Source organism: Pseudomonas sp. AC355, assembly GCF_979258205.1.
The window spans coordinates 803,594-823,671 of the sequence record NZ_OZ409843.1 but is presented as its reverse complement, the minus strand read 5'-3'; the positions used below and the strand labels follow the sequence as shown (position 1 = coordinate 823,671).

Annotated in this window: 15 protein-coding genes and 1 pseudogene; 9 read left to right on the top strand and 7 right to left on the bottom strand. The window is 58.7% G+C overall.

The annotated features are described in order from the left end of the window. Positions 1-15: 15 nt before the first annotated feature. Positions 16-417, top strand: coding sequence for a YbaN family protein (locus ACZ0AI_RS03940; protein ID WP_463564652.1), 402 nt, complete (start codon positions 16-18; stop codon positions 415-417). Between the two features lie 239 nt (positions 418-656). Further along, a complete protein-coding gene (locus ACZ0AI_RS03935) occupies positions 657-884 on the top strand; it encodes a DUF6316 family protein (protein ID WP_463564651.1) in 228 nt (75 codons plus the stop codon). 68 nt (positions 885-952) lie between these two features. Here the strand turns inward: ACZ0AI_RS03935 and pap are convergent, their stop codons facing one another. Further along, positions 953-2,446: a polyphosphate:AMP phosphotransferase gene (pap, locus tag ACZ0AI_RS03930; protein ID WP_463564650.1), complete on the bottom strand. Its 1,494-nt coding sequence runs from the start codon at positions 2,444-2,446 to the stop codon at positions 953-955. Positions 2,447-2,832: 386 nt separating this feature from the next. On the opposite strand from pap, the gene mnmC reads away from it, so the two are divergent. The 7 genes and pseudogenes from mnmC to ACZ0AI_RS03895 all read left to right on the top strand — a co-directional run bounded on the left by mnmC (position 2,833) and on the right by ACZ0AI_RS03895 (position 13,170). Then, entirely contained in the window at positions 2,833-4,791 is a 1,959-nt protein-coding gene (gene mnmC, locus ACZ0AI_RS03925; RefSeq protein WP_463564649.1) for a bifunctional tRNA (5-methylaminomethyl-2-thiouridine)(34)-methyltransferase MnmC2/FAD-dependent 5-carboxymethylaminomethyl-2-thiouridine(34) oxidoreductase MnmC1, read from the top strand. Positions 4,792-5,146: 355 nt separating this feature from the next. After that, on the top strand, positions 5,147-5,590 hold the full coding sequence (locus ACZ0AI_RS03920; RefSeq protein WP_463564648.1) for an REP-associated tyrosine transposase: 444 nt from the start codon (positions 5,147-5,149) through the stop codon (positions 5,588-5,590). Between the two features lie 393 nt (positions 5,591-5,983). Next, a complete protein-coding gene (locus ACZ0AI_RS03915) occupies positions 5,984-7,753 on the top strand; it encodes an N-acetylglutaminylglutamine amidotransferase (protein WP_463564647.1) in 1,770 nt (589 codons plus the stop codon). 133 nt (positions 7,754-7,886) lie between these two features. Continuing rightward, complete coding sequence (gene ngg / locus ACZ0AI_RS03910; RefSeq protein WP_463564646.1) at positions 7,887-9,629, top strand: N-acetylglutaminylglutamine synthetase; 1,743 nt, start codon at positions 7,887-7,889, stop codon at positions 9,627-9,629. A gap of 565 nt (positions 9,630-10,194) precedes the next feature. Next, positions 10,195-11,385, top strand: coding sequence for an osmoprotectant NAGGN system M42 family peptidase (locus ACZ0AI_RS03905; protein ID WP_070882972.1), 1,191 nt, complete (start codon positions 10,195-10,197; stop codon positions 11,383-11,385). A 471-nt stretch (positions 11,386-11,856) separates the two neighbouring features. Continuing rightward, positions 11,857-12,633: pseudogene (locus ACZ0AI_RS03900) on the top strand (PAS domain-containing protein); the annotation flags it as partial. Continuing rightward, the gene (locus tag ACZ0AI_RS03895; protein WP_463566048.1) at positions 12,613-13,170 is read left to right on the top strand and encodes a methyl-accepting chemotaxis protein; all 558 of its coding nucleotides are present in this window, start codon (positions 12,613-12,615) and stop codon (positions 13,168-13,170) included. The pseudogene ACZ0AI_RS03900 and the gene ACZ0AI_RS03895, both read left to right, overlap by 21 nt. Before the next feature lie 121 nt (positions 13,171-13,291). On the opposite strand, the gene ACZ0AI_RS03890 is transcribed toward ACZ0AI_RS03895, so the two are convergent. From ACZ0AI_RS03890 to ACZ0AI_RS03865, 6 genes are all read right to left on the bottom strand, one after another. Continuing rightward, positions 13,292-15,277: a polysaccharide biosynthesis protein gene (locus tag ACZ0AI_RS03890; protein WP_463566047.1), complete on the bottom strand. Its 1,986-nt coding sequence runs from the start codon at positions 15,275-15,277 to the stop codon at positions 13,292-13,294. Positions 15,278-15,869: 592 nt separating this feature from the next. After that, positions 15,870-16,421 (bottom strand): sugar transferase, encoded by a 552-nt coding sequence (locus ACZ0AI_RS03885; protein ID WP_463564645.1) that lies wholly within the window; start codon positions 16,419-16,421, stop codon positions 15,870-15,872. 43 nt (positions 16,422-16,464) lie between these two features. Further along, on the bottom strand, positions 16,465-16,596 hold the full coding sequence (locus tag ACZ0AI_RS03880; RefSeq protein WP_463564644.1) for a hypothetical protein: 132 nt from the start codon (positions 16,594-16,596) through the stop codon (positions 16,465-16,467). Then, positions 16,593-17,555: an NAD-dependent epimerase/dehydratase family protein gene (locus tag ACZ0AI_RS03875; RefSeq protein WP_463564643.1), complete on the bottom strand. Its 963-nt coding sequence runs from the start codon at positions 17,553-17,555 to the stop codon at positions 16,593-16,595. Before ACZ0AI_RS03875 ends, ACZ0AI_RS03880 begins: the two co-directional genes overlap by 4 nt. Then, complete coding sequence (locus ACZ0AI_RS03870) at positions 17,552-18,736, bottom strand: glycosyltransferase family 4 protein (protein ID WP_463564642.1); 1,185 nt, start codon at positions 18,734-18,736, stop codon at positions 17,552-17,554. Before ACZ0AI_RS03870 ends, ACZ0AI_RS03875 begins: the two co-directional genes overlap by 4 nt. Before the next feature lie 134 nt (positions 18,737-18,870). Beyond that, a complete protein-coding gene (locus ACZ0AI_RS03865) occupies positions 18,871-20,067 on the bottom strand; it encodes a glycosyltransferase family 4 protein (protein WP_463564641.1) in 1,197 nt (398 codons plus the stop codon). Positions 20,068-20,078 lie beyond the last annotated feature (11 nt).

The window sequence follows — 20,078 nt, the reverse complement described above, 5'->3', positions numbered from 1 at the left end:
AGCGACGCCATCAACATGGCGCGCGAACCCTACGAAACACGCAACCCTCTGCTGCGCTACAGCCTGCTGACCCTCGGCTGGCTGAGCGTAGCGCTGGGCGTGCTCGGCATCTTCCTGCCGGTGCTGCCCACCACTCCCTTCCTGCTGCTGGCCGCCGCCTGCTTTATGCGCAGCTCGCGACGCTTCTATCTGTGGCTGGTCGAACATCCTCACCTCGGCCCGTGGATTCGCGACTATCTGGAGGGTGAAGGCATTCCTCGCAAAGCCAAGATTTATGCCATCGGCCTGATGTGGCTGAGCATAGGCGTTTCTTGCTGGCTGGTTCCACTGGTATGGGCGCGCGCGTTCATGCTAACCAGCGCTGTGCTGGTGAGCCTGTATATCCTCAAGCAGAAGACCTTGCCGAATCGGCGCTGAACACAGAGTGCCCTTGTTCGCGCCGGGACGACGCACCTACACGATCACCTCCGTAGGAGCCGCGCGCCCCTCGGCGAATCGCCAGGGCAATGCCGAAATCGCAGCAAGGCCGCAATCCTTCGCGCCGAGGGCGACGCTCCTACGTTTGTTGGGCTGCAGCTAGCCATAATGGCGTCGCCAGCAGATTTCCCATCCGCTGATACACTGCACTGGAGGTACGTTCACGGGCGGCGACTAATATGACTACCCAGCGCGCAGAGGATACGGTTCAGACCACTCACTTTCGCAGTGACCGGGTCAGCACCATCAATGGCCGCTTCTTCTTCACGACGCGCGAGGGCACCCTCGAAGGCCCCTACTTCTCCCGCGATGAAGCCGAACGAAATATCCCCCGCTACATCGACCGCATGCTGCAGGCCTTGGCGATCATCGAGAGTCGCAACAGCACGGGCAGTTTCAGGCCATAACCCATTGGCTATTAACCCTGGGTATCGCTTCGCTCAACACCAGGCTACGGCCACTGATATCGGCAGTATTAGCGCTCGCTCTTTTCGAACGCCGCCTCCAGCGCATCGTTGATGGTACGCAGCACTTTTACCCGGGCGAACTGCTTGTCATTGGCTTCGACCAGTGTCCAAGGCGCCAGGCGGGTACTGGTGCGATCAACCATGTCGCCTACCGCTTCGCGGTACTGCGGCCACTTTTCGCGGTTGCGCCAATCCTCTTCGGTGATCTTGAAGCGCTTGACCGGATTGGCCTCGCGCTCGCGAAAGCGCTCCAGCTGGGTGTTCTCATCGATGGCCAGCCAGAACTTCACCAGCACCACACCTGCATTGCTGAGCTGCTCCTCGAAATCGTTGATCTCGCCGTAAGCCCGCAGCCAGTCCGCCGGCTCGCAGAAACCCTCGACCCGCTCCACCAGCACGCGGCCGTACCAGGAACGGTCGAATACGGTGAACTTGCCACGCGCCGGAATATGCCGCCAGAAGCGCCATAGATAAGGCTGGGCGCGCTCCTCCTCGGTCGGCGCTGCCACCGGCACGATGCGGTACTGCCGGGGATCCAGCGCCGCAGCGACCCGACGTATCGCACCACCCTTGCCGGCGGCATCGTTACCCTCGAACACCGCCACCAGCGCGTGCCGGCGCATGCGTTTATCGCGCATCAATAGCGACAGACGCGCCTGCTCGCGAGTCAGTTGCTCACGGTAGTCAGCCTTGGCGAGGCTCACACTCATGTCCAGGCTGTCGAGCAGGCTGCGCTGGTCAGTGCGGGTCATCAGTGGCGTGGCATGGGGCAGCGGAGCGCGCTCGCTGGTATCACGCAGTGCGGCCTGCAAACCCTCGAGAAGAACGCGCCCAACAGTCAGGCTGCGGTAATTGGCGTCCGCTCCGGCGACGATGTACCAAGGCGAGTAATCGCGGCTAGTGCGTCGCAACAGATCTTCGCCGACACGCACGAACTTGTCGTAGGTCTTCGACTGCTGCCAATCCAGCGGGCTCAAGCGCCAGCTGTGCAGTGGATCGTCCTGCAGGCTCTTGAGACGCCCCAGCATCTGTTTCTTGGAGAGATGAAACCAGAACTTGAAGATCAGCGTGTCTTCGTTGCACAGCATCTGCTCCAGACCCAGCGCGCCGTCGATGGCGCCGTTGAGGTCGTCCTTCTTCAAATCGCCGTGCACGCGACCTTGTAGCATCTGGCTGTACCAGTTGCCGAAGAAGATCCCGATACGCCCTTTGGGTGGCAGCTGCCGCCAATAACGCCAGGCGGCTGGCCGGGCTAGCTCTTCGTCGGTTTGCTGATCGAAGGTGCTGACCTGGATAAGGCGCGGATCCATCCATTCGTTGAGCAGCTTCACCGTCTCGCCCTTGCCTGCCCCCTCGATGCCGTTGATCAGGATGACCACCGCCGAGCGCCCCTGCTCGCGCAACGCGTATTGCGCCTCGAGCAGTGCCTCGCGCAGCACTTGCTCTTCGGCGTCGAAGGTAGCCTTGTCGATGATGTGGTCGATCTCGGCGGATTCGAACATAAGCACCTCTTCCTGAAATGTATGCCCCAGACTAGGGGCCGTTGGCATTTCAGCGCAAGCCACGATGCACAGGTGGATTGCCTTCAGCATCGCGAGGCTCGATCCAGGCGGAGGGTGTAGGAGATTCTATGTCCAGGCTTGGGATTGTAGTCGGCCTCGCTTGCGCGCGAATCGGGGGCACGACACGGGTCTTCGCAATGGCCACTATCGCATTGTAGGAGCCGCGACCCCGCGGCGAATCGTATGAGCAACGCCAAAATCGCGTTATGGCCACCATCATTCGCGCCGAGGTCGGCGCTCCTACGCGATACGCCAGCCTTATACGCGCTCGCTCTGCACATCGCCCCTGCTAGAATCGCCGCCCTGCCTGCTCCAGGAACGCCACGATGGCCGATCAACACGCACAACTCGACTGGGACGAACAGGGCCAACCCTCGTCGCGCCAATACGCCGATGTCTATTTCTCCCGGGAGAACGGCCTGGAAGAGACGCGCTATGTGTTCCTTACCAACAATGATCTGCCGCAACGCTTCGCTGCACTGCAACCCGGCGAGCAGTTGGTGATCGGCGAAACCGGGTTCGGCACCGGCATGAACTTTCTATGCGTCTGGGAGCTGTTCGATCAGCAGGCCGCTGCCGGTGCACGGTTGCATTTCGTCAGCGTTGAAAAGCACCCTCTCACCCATACCGACCTGAAGCGCGCACTTGCCTTGTGGCCGTCATTACAAAGCTATAGCGAGCAATTGCTGGCGAGCTATGTCGGTGTCAACGCAGGCTTCCAGCGCCTGGTTTTCGACGCTGGCCGCGTGGTGCTGACACTGATGATCGGTGACGCCTTGAGCATGCTGCCGCAGCTTAGTGCGCGTATCGACGCCTGGTTTCTCGATGGCTTCGCTCCCGCCAAGAACCCCGAGATGTGGACGCCCGAGCTATTTGCCCAACTGGCCCGGCTAAGCACGCCGAAAACCACGCTTGGCACCTTCACCTCTACCGGTTACGTTCGCCGAGCGCTTAAAGAAGCTGGCTTTCAGATCAAGCGCGTACCGGGCCTTGGCAAGAAATGGGAAGTCATGCGCGGCACCTTCGGCGGTGCAGCCAGCACCTTGAGCAAGCCCTGGTTCGCGCGCCCTGCGTATCGTCCTGTCGAGCGCCGTGCTCTGGTGATCGGCGCGGGGCTCGCTGGTTGCGCCAGCGCAGCCAGCCTTGCCGCACGCGGCTGGCAGGTGGAGGTGCTGGAACGCCACGCAGCCATCGCCCAGGAAGCCTCGGGGAACCCGCAGGGCGTGCTGTACCTCAAGCTTTCCGCTCACGGCACAGCGTTGTCGCGATTGATCGTCGATGGCTTCGGTTACACACGCCGCCTGCTTGAGAGCCTGCACAAAGGGCAGGACTGGGACAATTGCGGCGTGCTGCAACTGGCCTTCGACGACCGTGAAGCGCAGCGTCAGGCCAAGCTCGCTGCGGCCTTTCCCGATACATTGCTGACCCAGGTGGATCGTGACGAGGCCGAACGCCAGGCTGGCATCGGGCTGGCAAGCGGCGGGTTGTTCTATCCCGACGCCGGTTGGGTGCACCCGCCAGCCCTCTGCCAACACCTGATCGATCATCCAAACGTGAGCCTGCATGTCTTTAAACACGCCTTGCAGCTCAAACGCGTGGACGGAGAATGGCAAGCATGGAGCGGTGAACAAATGATCGCCAGTGCAGCGGTGGTCGTGCTCTGTGGCGCAGCGGATATCACCCACTTCGAGCAAACCGCACAACTGCCGCTCAAGCGCATCCGCGGGCAGATCAGCCGGCTGCCTGCCTCGCCTGCAAGCACCATGCTGCGCGCGGTCGTATGTGCGGAAGGTTATGTGGCGCCGGTTCGCCATGGCGAGCACACCCTGGGGGCCAGCTTCAACTTCGATAGCGATGACCTGACGCCGAGTAGCGCCGAACACGCCAGCAATCTGGATCTGCTCAGAGAGATATCCAGCGACCTGGCCGAACGCCTGCAGGTCGACACGCTCGAGCCGGATACGCTGCAAGGTCGCGCGGCCTTTCGCTGCACCAGCCCGGATTATCTGCCTATCGTCGGACCGCTGGCAGATGCAAGTGCCTTTGCCGAGGCTTACGCCGTATTGGCGCGCGATGCTCGCCAGGTGCCGCAAACCCCCTGCCCGTGGCATGAGGGTTTGTACATTAATAGTGGCCACGGCTCGCGCGGGCTGATCACAGCGCCCTTATCCGGTGAGTTGATCGCCGCCTGGCTGAATGACGAACCGCTGCCAGTCCCACAAGATGTAGCCGAAGCCTGCCACCCCAACCGCTTCATGCTTCGGCAGTTGATCCGCAAGGGCTGATATCTACCGATTGGCGCGGCGCGCCAATAAGTTGCGGCCTTACCGCAAGTCAGGCGCTGCCCTCGCGATTCGCCGCGGGGCCGCGGCTCCTACAATGGTGATCGCAATGCCGCATCCGTAGGAGCGTCGCCCCCGGCGCGAATGATCGAGGCCTTACCGCAATTCAGGCGCTGCCCTTATGATTCGCCGCGGGGTCGCGGCTCCTACAATGGTGATTGCAATACCGCATCCGTAGGAGCGTCGCCCTCGGCGCGAATGATCGCGGCCGCACTGCAGATCCCTGTTGTTTGCCAAAAACGAATGCGCCGGTCGCGAACTACACTAGCGAAACACGTAGATCCAAGGAGGGATTAATGTGAACGCCAATTACCGATTTGCCCATCGGCTGCGCTTGGGAAGGTACTCAGCCCATGACCAAGTTTACCTAATAACCACGGTGACCCTGGATAGAAAACCTGTCTTCGCTGAGTTTCACCAGGCAAGAACGCTGATCAACATAATCAAGCAAGACGCTCTGGCGGGTACACACACGACGCTATGTTATGTGGTGATGCCTGATCACCTGCATTGGCTCTTTCAGTTACAGCAAGGAACCTTGTCGCAGCTGGTCGGGAGAGTGAAGTCGCTGTCGGCGAGACGTATCGGTGAGCCAATCTGGCAAAAGGATTTTCACGATCACGCCGTGCGTAAAGAGGACGATGTACTTCACATCGCTCGCTACATCGTGGCGAATCCATTGCGCGCTGGATTAGTAACTCAAATAGGCGACTATCCGCATTGGGATGCAATCTGGCTCTAGCGGCGTATGCCGCAATTATGGTGACGCCTATACGATTCGCCACGGGGGCGCGGCTCCTACACAGTGACAGCAGCACATCCTGTAGGAGCGTCGACCTCGGCGCGAACGATTGTGGCCACACTCCGTTTGCGGCACTGCCGCCAGCGCTGGCTGCAAGGGAGGTTTCGCAAGCCGTACGCCACCCACCCCGTCATTTTATTGAACATTCCTGCGCCGAGGTGACTCGAAAAAGCTCGGGACTGCTGTGCTGCCGATGGCGCGCATCGGTTCCATTGATGCTCGATCATCTCCGGTGCGCTCTGGAGCGTGCTGGAACTCAGAACCGGTACACAACTGGTACGGACTGACGTTAAGGAGGAACAGAGCCCAGGAAATACGCGGGCTTTATAGACTATGTGCGGAATAGCAGGCGAACTACGCTTCGATAACCAACCGGCCGACCTGGCCGCCGTTGAACGTATCACTCACCACCTCGCCCCCCGTGGCCCGGATGCACACGGCTTCCACAGCCGCGGCCCGGTTGCCTTCGGCCACCGCAGGCTGAAGATCATGGATCTCGCCGAGGCCTCGGGCCAGCCGATGATCGACAACGATCTCGGCCTGTCGATGGTCTTCAATGGTGCCATCTACAACTACCCGGAATTGCGCGGCGAGCTGGAACAGCTCGGTTATCGCTTCTTCTCGGGTGGCGATACCGAAGTGCTGCTCAAGGGCTACCACGCCTGGGGCGCCGACCTGCTGCCCAAACTTAACGGCATGTTCGCCTTCGCCATCTGGGAACGCGACAGCCAACAGCTGTTCATCGCCCGGGATCGCTTGGGCGTGAAACCGCTGTACCTCTCCAAGACCAAAGATCGCCTGCGCTTCGCTTCAAGCCTGCCAGCACTGCTGAAAGGAGGCGATATCGGTAAGACCCTCGACCCCATCGCGCTCAACCACTACCTGAATTTCCACGCTGTGGTACCGGCTCCACGCACCATTCTTGCGGGTGTCGAGAAGCTGCCGCCAGCGACCTGGATGCGCGTCGACATTAACGGAAAGGTCGAGCAAAAAGTCTGGTGGACACTGAACTTTGGCCCGAACGCGGACGAAGCCAACTTCACCTTTGAAGACTGGCGCGATGCCACCCTCGACGGCATGCGTGAAGCCGTATCGATTCGCCAGCGTGCAGCGGTCGATGTCGGCGTACTGCTTTCCGGCGGCGTCGATTCCAGCATGCTGGTCGGCTTGCTGCGCGAGGCTGGTGTTGACAACCTGCTGACCTTTTCCATCGGTTTCCAGGATGCCGGTGGCGAGCGTGGCGACGAGTTCCAGTACTCGGATCTGATCGCCAAACGCTTCGGCACCCAGCATCACCAGTTGCGCATCGGTGAGAACGAAATTCTCGACCAGTTGCCAGCCGCCTTCCGCGCCATGAGCGAGCCGATGGTCAGCCACGACTGCATCGCCTTCTACCTGCTCTCGCGCGAAGTAGCCAAACATTGCAAGGTGGTGCAAAGCGGCCAGGGTGCGGATGAGCTGTTCGCCGGCTACCACTGGTATCCATTGGTCGACGGCGCCGAAGACGCTTTCAGCGCCTATCGCAAAGCCTTCTTCGACCGCGAGCACGACGAATACGCAGCCTGCGTGCAACCCGCCTGGCTGACCGATGACGTGGCCGGTGAGTTCGTCCGCCAGCACTTCGCTCAGCCGGGTGCCGACGCAGCCGTGGACAAGGCCCTGCGCCTGGACAGCACAGTGATGCTGGTCGACGATCCGGTCAAACGCGTCGACAACATGACCATGGCCTGGGGCCTCGAAGCCCGTACGCCGTTCCTGGATTACCGCCTGGCCGAATTGTCCGCGCGCATCCCGGGTCAGTTCAAACTACCCGAAGGTGGCAAGTACGTACTCAAGGAAGCTGCGCGCAAGGTCATCCCTTCCGAGGTCATCGACCGCAAGAAGGGGTACTTCCCGGTGCCGGGCCTCAAGCACCTGGAGGGCGCGACGCTCGGTTGGGTTCGCGATCTGCTAGTCGACCCGGCGCATGACCGCGGCATCTTCAACCCGCAGATGCTCGACCGCCTGCTGACCGACCCGCAAGGCCAACTGACGCCACTGCGCGGCTCGAAGCTATGGCAGATGGCAGCACTCAACCTGTGGCTGAGCGAACAGGGACTGTGATCGACGACGGGGGAGCCAGTGGCTCCCCCGCAACCCAACAGGAATGACCGAATCCGCCTCGATGCGGATCCGTGGACAGGTCAACCGATAGCCGGCGCATGCCGGACATGCGAAAGCAAAGGAACACTCTCCAATGCGAGCCACTGCCCATAATCAACGCCTCCTTCGAGGTCAATCCCCCTCCTACGAGCGCCTGCAGGCCCGCTTCGCCGAAGAACATGGCGATGGCATCAGCCAGCCACAGATCGTGCATTGCGGGTGGGGTCGACTGCTGATCGGGCACACCTTCCCCGATGCATCGGTGCTGGCCGAAGAGTTGCTCAGCGAGCAGCCCGGTGAGCGTGACATTGCCCTCTACGTAGCAGCGCCACAACAGGTGCTGTCCTACGCGCCACAGCAACTGTTTCTCGACCCGTCGGACACCCTGCGCCTTTGGTTCAGCGACTACCGTCAAGCCCGACGCGGCTTTCGTGGCTTCCGAGTACGTCGCGCGCAGACGCCAGCCGACTGGCAGGCGATCAACTGCCTGTACCAGACCCGCGGCATGCTGCCCATCGATACAGAAAAACTGACTCCGCGTCACCAGGGTGGCCCGGTCTACTGGCTGGCAGAAGATGAAGACAGCGGCGCAGTGATTGGCAGCGTGATGGGCCTCAATCACCAGAAGGCCTACCACGACCCGGAACTCGGCAGCAGCCTGTGGTGCCTGGCGGTCGACCCCACCTGCAGCCGCCCCGGCGTTGGTGAGGTGCTGGTGCGCCACCTGATCGAACACTACATGAGCCGCGGCCTGAGCCACCTCGACCTGTCCGTGCTGCACGACAACGGCCAGGCCAAGAAGCTGTATGCCAAGCTGGGCTTCCGCGAGCTGCAGACCTTCAGCGTCAAACGCAAGAACGGCATCAACCAGACGCTGTTCCTCGGCCCCGGCCCGGACGACAATCTCAATCCTTACGCGCGCATCATCGTCGACGAGGCGCGCCGGCGCGGTATCGACGCCCAGATCGATGACGCCGAAGCCGGTCTGTTCACCCTCAGCCAGGGTGGCCGGCGCATCCGCTGCCGCGAATCGCTGACTGATCTGACCAGCGCCGTGACCATGACCCTGTGCCAGGACAAGCGCCTCACCCACCGCACCCTCAGCCGCGCCGGCCTCAGCCTGCCTGCACAGCGCCTGGCAGGTAGCGCTGAAGACAATGCGGCATTTCTCGCCGAACACGGCAGCCTCGTGGTCAAGCCGGTAGACGGCGAACAAGGCCAGGGCGTGGCCGTCGACCTGCGCACGCCAGCCGATGTGCAAGCCGCCATCGAGCGCGCCCGCCCCTTCGACGAACGCGTGTTGCTGGAGAGCTATCACGAGGGTTTCGACCTGCGCATCGTGGTGATTGGTTTCGAAGTGGTCGCCGCCGCGATCCGCCGCCCGGCAGAAGTAATGGGCGACGGCCGCCATACCATCGGCGAATTGATCGACGCGCAAAGCCGTCGCCGCCAGGCTGCAACAGGTGGCGAAAGCCGCATTCCCAAGGATGCTGAAACCCTGCGAACCCTGCATGCGGCCGGCTTCGACTACGACAGCGTGCTGCCCCAGGGCAAGCGTATGGCCGTACGCAAGACCGCCAACCTGCACACCGGTGGGATTCTCGAGGACGTCACCGGCATCCTCCATCCCACGCTCGCCGAAGCCGCTATCAAGGCCGCTCGTGCGCTGGATATCCCGGTAGTGGGCCTCGACCTGCTGGTGCCGGCAGCGGATCAGCCCGAGCACGTGTTCATCGAAGCCAACGAACGCGCCGGTCTTGCCAATCACGAACCGCAGCCCACCGCAGAGCGCTTTATTGACCTGCTATTCCCGCTCAGCCATGGCGTAGGCGATTGAGCATGACGCGAGCTACCGGAGGTATCCGCCAGTTGCGGCGCATCGCGTAGGAGCGTCGCCCCGGCGCGAACGACAGCGGCCATACCGCAATGTCGGCATGGCCCAAACGATTCGCCGCGGGGGCGCGGCTCCTACAACGGGGTGCAATTCACAACATGTAGGAGCGTCGCCCGCGGCGCGAAAGACAGCGGCCATACCGCAATGTCGGCATTGCCCAAACGATTCGCCGCGGGGGCGCGGCTCCTACAACGGGGTGCAATTCACACCATGTAGGAGCGTCGCCCTCGGCGCGAAAGACAGCGGCCATACCGCAATGTCGGCATTGCCCAAACGATTCGCCGCGGGGGCGCGGCTCCTACAACGGGGTGCAATTCACACCATGTAGGAGCGTCGCCCTCGGCGCGAACAAAGGCGCCGATAACTCCAAAGCTCTTTGAAACCCTCACCGCCATCGCAGGTCAGCATGTAACACAGACCTGATTTTACCGTCCGTCGACAGGCGTCAAAGCATTCACCCAAGACTGACGCCGCTCGGCGGCCCATCCCCGTCATAGATGGAGATCCCATGTCGCAAATTCCTGAACCAGACCTCGAGTACATGCAGAAAGTACTGCTGGAAATGCTCGCCATTCCCAGCCCAACCGGCTTCACCGACACCATCGTGCGCTATGTCGCCGAGCGCCTGACGGAAATCGGTATTCCTTTCGAAATGACCCGACGCGGCACCATCCGCGGAACACTCAAGGGCCGCCGCTACAGCCCCGATCGTGCGGTGTCCGTGCACCTAGACACCATCGGCGCCATGGTGCGCGAAATCAAAGACAACGGCCGCCTGTGCCTGACTGCCATTGGCTGCTGGTCGAGCCGCTTCGCCGAAGGCAGCCGTGTCAGTGTGTTCAGCGACCACGGTGTGCTGCGCGGCAGCGTGCTGCCCCTGCTGGCCTCCGGGCATGCCTTCAACACCGAAGTGGATCAGATGCCGATCTCCTGGGATCACGTCGAACTGCGCCTCGACGCCTTGGTCGCCAGCCGTGCCGACTGCGAAAGCCTGGGCGTATCCGTCGGCGATTTTGTAGCCTTCGATCCGCTGCCCGAGTTCACCGAGAGCGGCCACATCAGCGCTCGTCACCTGGACGACAAGGCTGGCGTCGCGGCGCTGCTCGCCGCGCTCAAGGCGGTGGTGGAAAGCGGCCAAGAACCACACATCGACTGCCACCCACTGTTCACCATCACCGAAGAAGTCGGCTCCGGTGCTGCTGCAGCCCTGCCATGGGACGTCAGCGAATTCGTCGGCATCGACATCGCCCCAGTGGCTGCCGGCCAACGTTCTACCGAACACACCGTCAGCGTGGCCATGCACGACTCCGGCGGCCCTTACGACTATCACCTGTCTAGGCAACTGCTGCGGCTGGCGAGCGAGAACGAGATTCCGGTACGCCGCGACCTGTTCCGCTACTACCACAGTGATGCTCAATCGGCGGTCACTGCGGGCCACGACATCCGCACCGCGCTGATCGCCTTCGGCTGCGACGCTACCCACGGCTACGAACGTACCCATATCGACAGCCTCGCCGCCCTCTCCCGCCTGCTGGGTGCCTACCTGCTCAGCCCGCCGGTATTCGCCAGCGACGCCCAACCAGAAAACGGCTCATTGGAACGATTCAGCCACCAGTTGGAGCATGACGCGCAAATGGAGCCGGACACCCGAGTACCGACCGTCGATAGCCTGGTGGGTAACAGAGAAAGAGACAGCTAGACGCTTGCACCTTTACGACCGCCCCTAGATAGGCGGCTCGAACAAAAGATAACGTCCAATTGCTGTCGCATCAGTGGCTGCCTTCCTGACTCACACAATTAGAGTCAGGAAGGCCTACCAAACAGTCGGGCGTACCAAGTGGCGCTTGAAGCCCAACCTATCTGCGTTAACGGTACTCACATCGCGCATCACCGATATACCGCCTGGAGACTTGCGCAGAATGAGTCATGCCGCAATCCAACTGAAACGCCTCATTGTTTAAGCCTCAAAGCCACCACAGGTAACGATGCAGGTGCGAATACGTACAAAGCTTATGGATGGCTGCAAGTGCTAGCGCGCCGAATGGCTCTTTTTAATTTTTAAGACGCGACACAAACATGAATCATGTTTTGAGGCTCTTAAAGATATTTTTCAGGTATCAGCTAATATTGCCGATAGCACGTTATTACCCTCTCATGGATTGGTACGGTCATGTTCAATACTCGCTTGAAAAAGGAATTACAGGCGCTGCAAGCTGAAGTTTCAGTGTGTCGCCAACTGATTAAGGGCATAGAGACATGTCTAGTACGGTCAGTGCTTGATAGCCAGTATCGCGTTGTAGAGGTTAACGACGCATTTCTGAACATGCTCGGTTGTCAAGCCGATCAGGTACTGGGTAAGCCCATAGATACGTTCATCCCACCTTATGTCAGGCAAATGGACTGCTACCGTAAATTGCTGGACAGCGTGAACAATCACGATTCCGTCATTGATACGTACCGTTTTCAGCGCGCAGACGGCAGCTTGGCCTGGTTCAGGGGCCTTTGGCAGCCCATTGTTGATGAGAACGGTCAACTGCAAAGCATCCATGCTTTTGGTTCGAACATCACCGAGACTGTCGACGTGTCAGCGGAGAATGCTGCGTTCATAAAAGCACTGCTGCGCTCCTCAGCAGTCATTGAATTTGACCTTAGCGGCCAGGTTTTGACAGCAAACGATCAGTTCCTAAACGCCATGGGCTACAGCCTTGCGCAGATAAAGGGTAAGCATCACAGCATCTTCTGCGATTCCGCCGAGAAAACCTCAGAGCAGTACAAAGAATTCTGGGCCACCCTTAATCGGGGTGACTTCGTCGCGGATCGCTTCAAACGATTGGACAGCAATGGTCGAGTGGTGTGGCTCGAGGCAACCTACAACCCCGTGCATAACGCACAAGGCCAGCTATATAAAGTCGTAAAGTTCGCCACGGTGATCACTGAGCAACTGGCCCGCGAAGAGGAGGTCAGTCACGCGGCAACCATCGCCTTTGATATTTCACAGCAGACCGATGTCAGCGCACGACGTGGTGCTGAGGTTGTACAGAACACAGTACAAACCATGCGAAGTATCTCCGATGAACTGCAGTCCGCCTCAGCTGGAATTGAGGCGCTGGGCAAACAATCGCTGTTGATCAGCTCGATAGTCCAAACCATCGGCGGCATCGCCCAGCAGACCAACTTGCTGGCGCTAAACGCTGCCATCGAAGCAGCCCGAGCAGGTGAGCAAGGTCGCGGTTTCGCGGTGGTGGCCGACGAGGTTCGCCAGTTGGCAGGTCGCACCAGCACAGCGACCGAGGAAATCGTAACCGTGGTTCAGCAAAACCAGAGCTTAACCGACGCAGCCATTCACGGCATGGCTAACAGCCGAGGAAAAGCGGAACAGGGATTGATGCTGGCCAATGAAGCAGGCTCAGTGATCATCGAGATCCAGGAAGGTGCACGACAGGTCGTCGGCGCCGTAGGTAGATTCACAAATCAGCTGAAATAGCGCTCTCTCGTTGCAACGAATAAAACTGAGGGTGCTCGCCATAACATAAGACCCATGATCTTAGGAGGCGCGCCCCCGCGCAGAATCGTGAGGGCAATGCCGAAACTAAGGCCGAAGCGCCCTACTCCAACGGCTTCTTCGCCGCGCGGCGCAGATGCATCCAATCAACGATCTCGCCTTCCGGCGTATAGCCGCAGACGGTGTCGCGCAACAACTGGCGCACACGATCATAATCATCCTGCTCAACAGCCTTGATCAAGTCTGCTATGACCACCTTGAAGACCTCCCACGGCAGGTGCTCTTCATTGGCACGCATGATCATCGGGTGATCGGTGGGGCTCACGTTGTCGCCTATGAGCAGCTCCTCATAGAGCTTCTCGCCAGGGCGTAGACCAGTGAACTCGATGGCGATATCGCCATGGGGATTTTTCTCCGAGCACACGCTGAGGCCACTAAGGTGGATCATCTTCTCGGCCAGCTCAGCAATCTTCACCGGCGGCCCCATATCCAGCACGAACACATCCCCGCCCTTACCCATGGAACCCGCCTGGATCACCAGCTGTGCAGCCTCCGGGATAGTCATGAAGTAGCGGGTGATGTTCGGATGGGTCACCGTCACCGGCCCGCCCTTGCGGATCTGCTCATAGAAACGCGGGATTACGGAGCCAGATGAGCCCAACACGTTACCGAAGCGCACCATGGTGAAACGAGTCTTGTTGACCTGGTGCAGCCTGTCCTTGTCGTCGAACAGTACCGGAGCAGTTTCATGACTCAGCGCTTGAAGCACCATCTCGGCCAAACGCTTGGTGCTCCCCATAACATTAGTGGGGCGCACCGCCTTGTCCGTGGAGATCAGCACAAAGTGCTCTACTCCGGCACGCATCGACGCCTGGGCCGTATACAGCGAGCCCAGCACATTGTTCAGTACCCCCTCGGCGATATTGCGCTCGACCATCGGCACATGCTTATAGGCCGCAGCGTGGTAAACGGTACTCACCGCCCAAGTGCGCATCAGCTCGAACAGGCGCTCCTGATTGCGCACCGAGCCGAGGATAGGCACCAGGCGCACGCTTAGAGACTCGCGCCGTATACGTTGCTCCAGTTCGGCATGAATGCTGTAAAGGTTGAATTCGCTGTGCTCAAGCAACAGCAATACCTTCGGGCCGGCGCTAACGATCTGCCGGCACAACTCCGATCCGATAGAACCACCCGCGCCGGTGATCATCACCACCTGGCCACGGATGCAGCGTTCAAGCAAAGCTTGTTGCGGCGGCACCGCATCACGGCCCAGCAAGTCGGCTATATCCACCTCCTGCACGTCTTCCACCTTCACTCGGCCACTGGCCAAATCCATGAAACCCGGGACGGTGCGCACATGCAGCGGGTACTGCTCCAGCGTCTCCAACACTTCACGTCGACGTGTGCGGGTCGCCGATGGCAGCGCCAGAAGGATCTCGCCAGCCCCTGTCTCATTAATCATCTGCTGGATGTGCTTGGGCGAGTACACACGTAAACCAGCGATCACCCGGGTGGCAATATTGTGGTCATCATCGATAAACGCCACGGGGCGCATGACACGCCCCATGCGCAGGGCTGCAGCCAGCTGGTTACCTGCCGAACCGGCGCCGTAAATGGCCACACGAGGTAGATGGGCATCGCGCCCTACGAACTTGTAAGGTTGCTCGGCCGAGAACCAGTCGCCCATGAAATACTGCCGCATCGCCAGTCGTAAACCACCGATCAGCATGATGCTCAACCACCAGTAGTTAAACACCATGGAACGAGGCACCACAGCTGGCACATCACGATACCAGTACACCGCGAGCGCCAATAGCAGCGTCGACAGGGTCACGGCCTTGGTGATAGCAATCAAGGCATCGTTACCGAGATAACGCATCACCGCGCGGTACATACCAAAACGTATGAAAAGAGGAATCGAAATGATCGGAGCCAGCGCGAACAACCAGAAATGCCCTTGCAACGGATGGATATTGTTGAAGTCGCCCAGGCGCACAACAAAAGCTAGCCATAATGCAGCCCATACGAGCAATACATCGGCCGTAACCTGAACCAGCCGTTTTTGCTGACGCGGTAACCGCACCAAAATCGCACGAAACTTTTCAGCTAGCCTCAGCACCGCAACACCTCATATCCCTTGAAAAGCCAGAACCCAATGTGACTGGTTACACAACTCGAAAATTATAGTTGCATATGGCTTTCGACTGCGAATGACCATCCATAAAATTGGTCGAAAATCCGAATATTACGCCAAACCCCTGGTTTTTCCCAACTTCATATATTTTTACCTGAAATATACTGGTACTCACCCTCATGATCTGAGAACTATGCACCCTCTTTGCCAGCGCGCCAAACACATCGCCCTCTGCCAGGCTCTGCGAGTGAACGGTGTATTATTGGTATGAACTCTTGTCATTCTGGCCGAGTTTATCCTCGAACTTCTTGCCGTTCAGCAGTGTTTCACTTACACGCCTCCATTCATACTGCTGTTGCAGCCATTCAGCCCGTCATGCCACCAGACTCACTTCCTTGATCCAGCAGCACTGAATACAATGATGAACATAGGCTTTGAAGCGTAACACTACAATTCAGCCGGCGAGCCGTGGCAGCGCCGCTGCTATCGAGATAAATAGTCAACCAACCGCACCCTAAATCAGACGAAGATGTAATTCGAGTTCACCTCAACCCTTGACTCGATCCCCACGACCGCCGCCGCTGACCGTCATCAAGATGTACTTGAAGTAGCTGGAAAGCGTCAGATTCTGGATCATTTTCTGATCAGTTTCCGCCAGCAGCACAGGCGTCGACATATCGATATCACTGACCTGGCCCAGGCCGGTTATTCCAGGCCGCACATCGAACACGCCACGAATACTGCGTTCATATGTCAACTCATCCTGGTTAAAAAGTCCTGGCCGCGGGCCAACCAGACTCATCTCTCCCTTGAGTACATTCCATAACTGCGGCAGCTCGTCCAGCTTAGTTTTGCGCAGAAATACCCCCAGTGATGTAATGGAAGTTGCCGACGCTAAATGGCTGGCCACCGAGGCAGTATTCACGGCCATGGTGCGAAATTTCACCAAGGTAAAGGGCTTCTGATAGCGCCCAACCCGCTCTTGGCGAAACAATGGAGAGCCGGTATCGAACATGCCAATAATATAAATGGCCGCTAATACTGGAAACCCACACACAATACCCAACAACGAAAAAAGGATGTCGAAAAAACGAATCACGCTATATCCCTATGCTCAGCGAAACAATGACGCAACCCTTCACTCACTGATACGGGCAGCCCCCACCCCAGCAGATCATCGGCGCTTTGGAAATCTCGACCCGTAACGGCAGCGCAGCACCATAATTGAACCACCAGGAAACCAGCAGAACACCTAGCAACCAAGCGGCCATCATCGTTTTTTTTCCTCAAGAAAACCTTGTGCGACAACACTCAGCGCCTCGTCGACATGTTGTGGCGCCTTCCAGTTCAACAAGATGCGAGCCTTGCTGCTATCCACACGCAACTCCCCACAAAGACGGCTTGCAACGGCAGATCGTCCTAGCGAACAAAGGGCAACACGCAAGAGCACCGAGGGTAACGGAACCAGAATAGATCTCGCTCCCAGTAAACCAACAAGTTTCCGGCTTAGCTGGGTAACTGAAAGCTCCTCATCATCGCGAATGAGAAACAGCTGATTGGCCGCCAGAGGATGGCATGCACAGCAGGTGAGAAAATCGACCAAGTTCACCAATGAAACCAGGCTACGCCTGTTATGTAGAGCCCCCAAGGGCAGTGGCAGGCCAAGAGCAAGCATGCGAACGAAACTACTGAAGTTGGCTCGCACTCCGGCACCATAAACCAGGGGCGGGCGTACGATTACCCACTCCATACCATGCGCTTCACAAAACGCCTGAACCAGTTGCTCCGCCTCCCATTTGGACAGTGCGTAAGCATCCTGAGCGCTGGCAGCGTCCGCCTCGCAAAATGCTCTTCCTGGAAGCGTACATTCACCGTTGACCTTTATCGAGCTGACAAGCACAAAACGCCGAACGCCGGCCTGCCTCGCCGCGACAAGCAATGCCCTTGTTCCCTCGACGTTCACCTGCCGGAAGGCCGCGAGCGGGTCAGCCTCGCTCTCTCGCATCACATGGACACGGGCAGCGGCATGGACAAGTACCTCGATGCCTGAAAGCTGCCTCGCATCGACCTGCCCAGCCGCAAGATCATCGATAAGCAGCTGCTCTACCCCGTGCACCTCTCCAGTCGCCTTGCGCACACCAGCGATAACCTGCACGCCAGGCTCACCCGCTAGACGCTGTACCAAGGCAGAACCGACCAGGCCACTGGCCCCAGTCACCAAAACGCGGTTCATTCTGGCTCCATCAGTTGCAGCATCTCCTGCACCATTTCATCCATAATGCCCGTACGCGCATAGTTCTTAACGAAAGCACTTCGATCAGTCCACGTCAGCGCCAATGACTCAAGGCCTGCAACCGCCGCACCAACATCGCCGGGAGGGAACAACGCAAAGTTCCTGATTTCCTTTTCCATGAACTCCGCCGCATGGCCCGCAACCCCTGCCAAAATTGGCTTGCCTGTAGCTGCATACTCATAAAGCTTGGATGGTAGAACACGTCGGAAAGCGGAAAAATCATTGAGGTGCAGAAACAGCACATCGGCCTGACGATACAGATCCAGCAATTGCTCTCTCGCCACCGGAGGCCGCAGCTCGACATTGTCTACATCCTCGGCCTGCAATGCATCGCGCAACAACTGCAACCGTGCGCCACCACCAATCAGCAGAAAGCTGGCACGCCCTCGCAGGCGCCGAGCCATTGCCGGCAGTATCAGGTGCATCCCTTGCCCATCACCGAAGTTACCGGCATACATGATCTTGATGGGCCGGCCAGACGATGGCGCAGACGCGACTGGCTCAATGCCCATGAAAGAATCATCGACACCATTGGGCAACACGGAAAACCGCCGTGAGGGATAACGCGGCTGGAAGTAGCCAAGAAAACCGCGGGAAACCAGGTTTACCCGATCCGCTCGCCCAATAGCCCAGCGCTCCAGCGCGCCAAAAAAAAACTGAAGAGGCAATGCCACGAATCTGGGGAACAGAACGTTCAGGTTTTCGACAAAAATATCCCGCATATCGAGATAAAGACGAGCATTACGACGGTAGGCTACCCATGCCCCTAACACAGCAGTCATCAGCCGCGACGAGGTTGCGACGACCAGATCGTAATCCTGATCAGCAGTCAAACGGCAGACCTTGCGGGCATAACGCCAAAACGATACCGCCTGCCCCACAAACCCCTTGCGCACGCCCGGCAAGCTTATACGCCGGATGCACACACCAGACGCATCCTCTCTGGATACAGCGTCAACAACATGGCTGATATAACGATTGGGCTGCGCCGTCAGCACATCAATCTGAACATCGTGATCGGCTTCACGCTGGAATGCCTCCACCAACGCAACGGCACGAAAGGATCCAGCAGAAAGATCCGGCGGATAAAAGAAACTCAGCAGCAAAACTCGCTTGGGCATATAGAGAACACTAAATTACTTCGGCAAGTATTCAGCAAAGAGTGCCGCGACTACCCCCCGATGGGATACGTATGTTACCCCATCGTACAGAGAGCATGTCAGGCATGGCAGAATCGTCTATCCATGACAGAAATTCAGTCCATAACGTGTCGATACAGATCGACCAGTACCTGTTCCTGCTGCTCCCAGCTCAACTCTACCGAAGCATTGCGAGCCTGCTGGGCATACTGCTCACGCAAACCAACATTAGCAACCATGAGTCGCAGCGCCACCGCCAGAGCCTGGCTGTCACCAGGTGGCACCAGTAGCCCCAAGTCATATGCCCGTACAATACGTCGAATTTCCGGCAAGTCGGAGGCTACAACCGGTAATCCCGCCTGAACGTATTCGAACAACTTGTTGGAATCCGTAGTGTAGTGGTTCAAACAAGTGTTCTCTATGGGCTGCACGCCAATATCGGCAGATGCGGTATAGCTTGGCAACGCGGCCAGCGCTACTGTCGGGATAAAGCGAACCTGACCCTCAAGCCCGAGCTCAGACGCAATGGAACGCAAGCTCGTATCGAGCCGCCCTCCTCCGATGAATACGAAGTACGTATTTGGCACCTGGGCAGCGACTCGAACAAGAAGCTCGAGCCCTCGCCCCTGCTGAACACCTCCCTGGTACACAACGATAGGCCAGGGGTGCTCAAGCTGAAGCTCGTCACGAATACGAGTAGACACCTGCGCTGCCTGATGGCGCGGCCGATTTTGCAGAACAACAGGGCGCGCCACGCCATAGGCCCGCGCGAAGAACTTGGCCCGAGCATCGGTGGTGGTGATGGTGCCTTGCACCCTGGGCATCAAGAAGCGCTCAACGACGCCCACCAATTTTCGGAAACTCGTATAACCCTCGCGACTTGTGCTGATCTCGTGAGCGTCATAAATGATTCTTGCACCAGACAACTTGGCGGCAAGCCATGCAGTAGGCAGGACGTTGACGTCGTGGGCGTGCACGATAGCTGCCCTGTGCAGGGCTATCCGACCAAGAAAAACCCCATGGGTCCAAAGTCGACCAGCAATACGTAGCAGCTGCCTGCCCACCCCCAATCGCCCAATCGGCCCGCCGGAAGCAGTAGCAGCCGTAGGCCTTCTCCATCGTACAAGCGGGCTTCGTGGAACCCGTACGATCTGTATTCCTTCACACAGCGCCTGCCGCTCTTCAGTTACACCTGGCGTGTGCAAAGCAAAAACCGTTACTAGATATCCTGCGCCCTGAAGGGTCTGCGCTTCTTTAAGGACACGAGCGTCGTTGAGAAATTCGTTCCAGACCAACATAGCAACACGAGTCATTGAAGCTAATC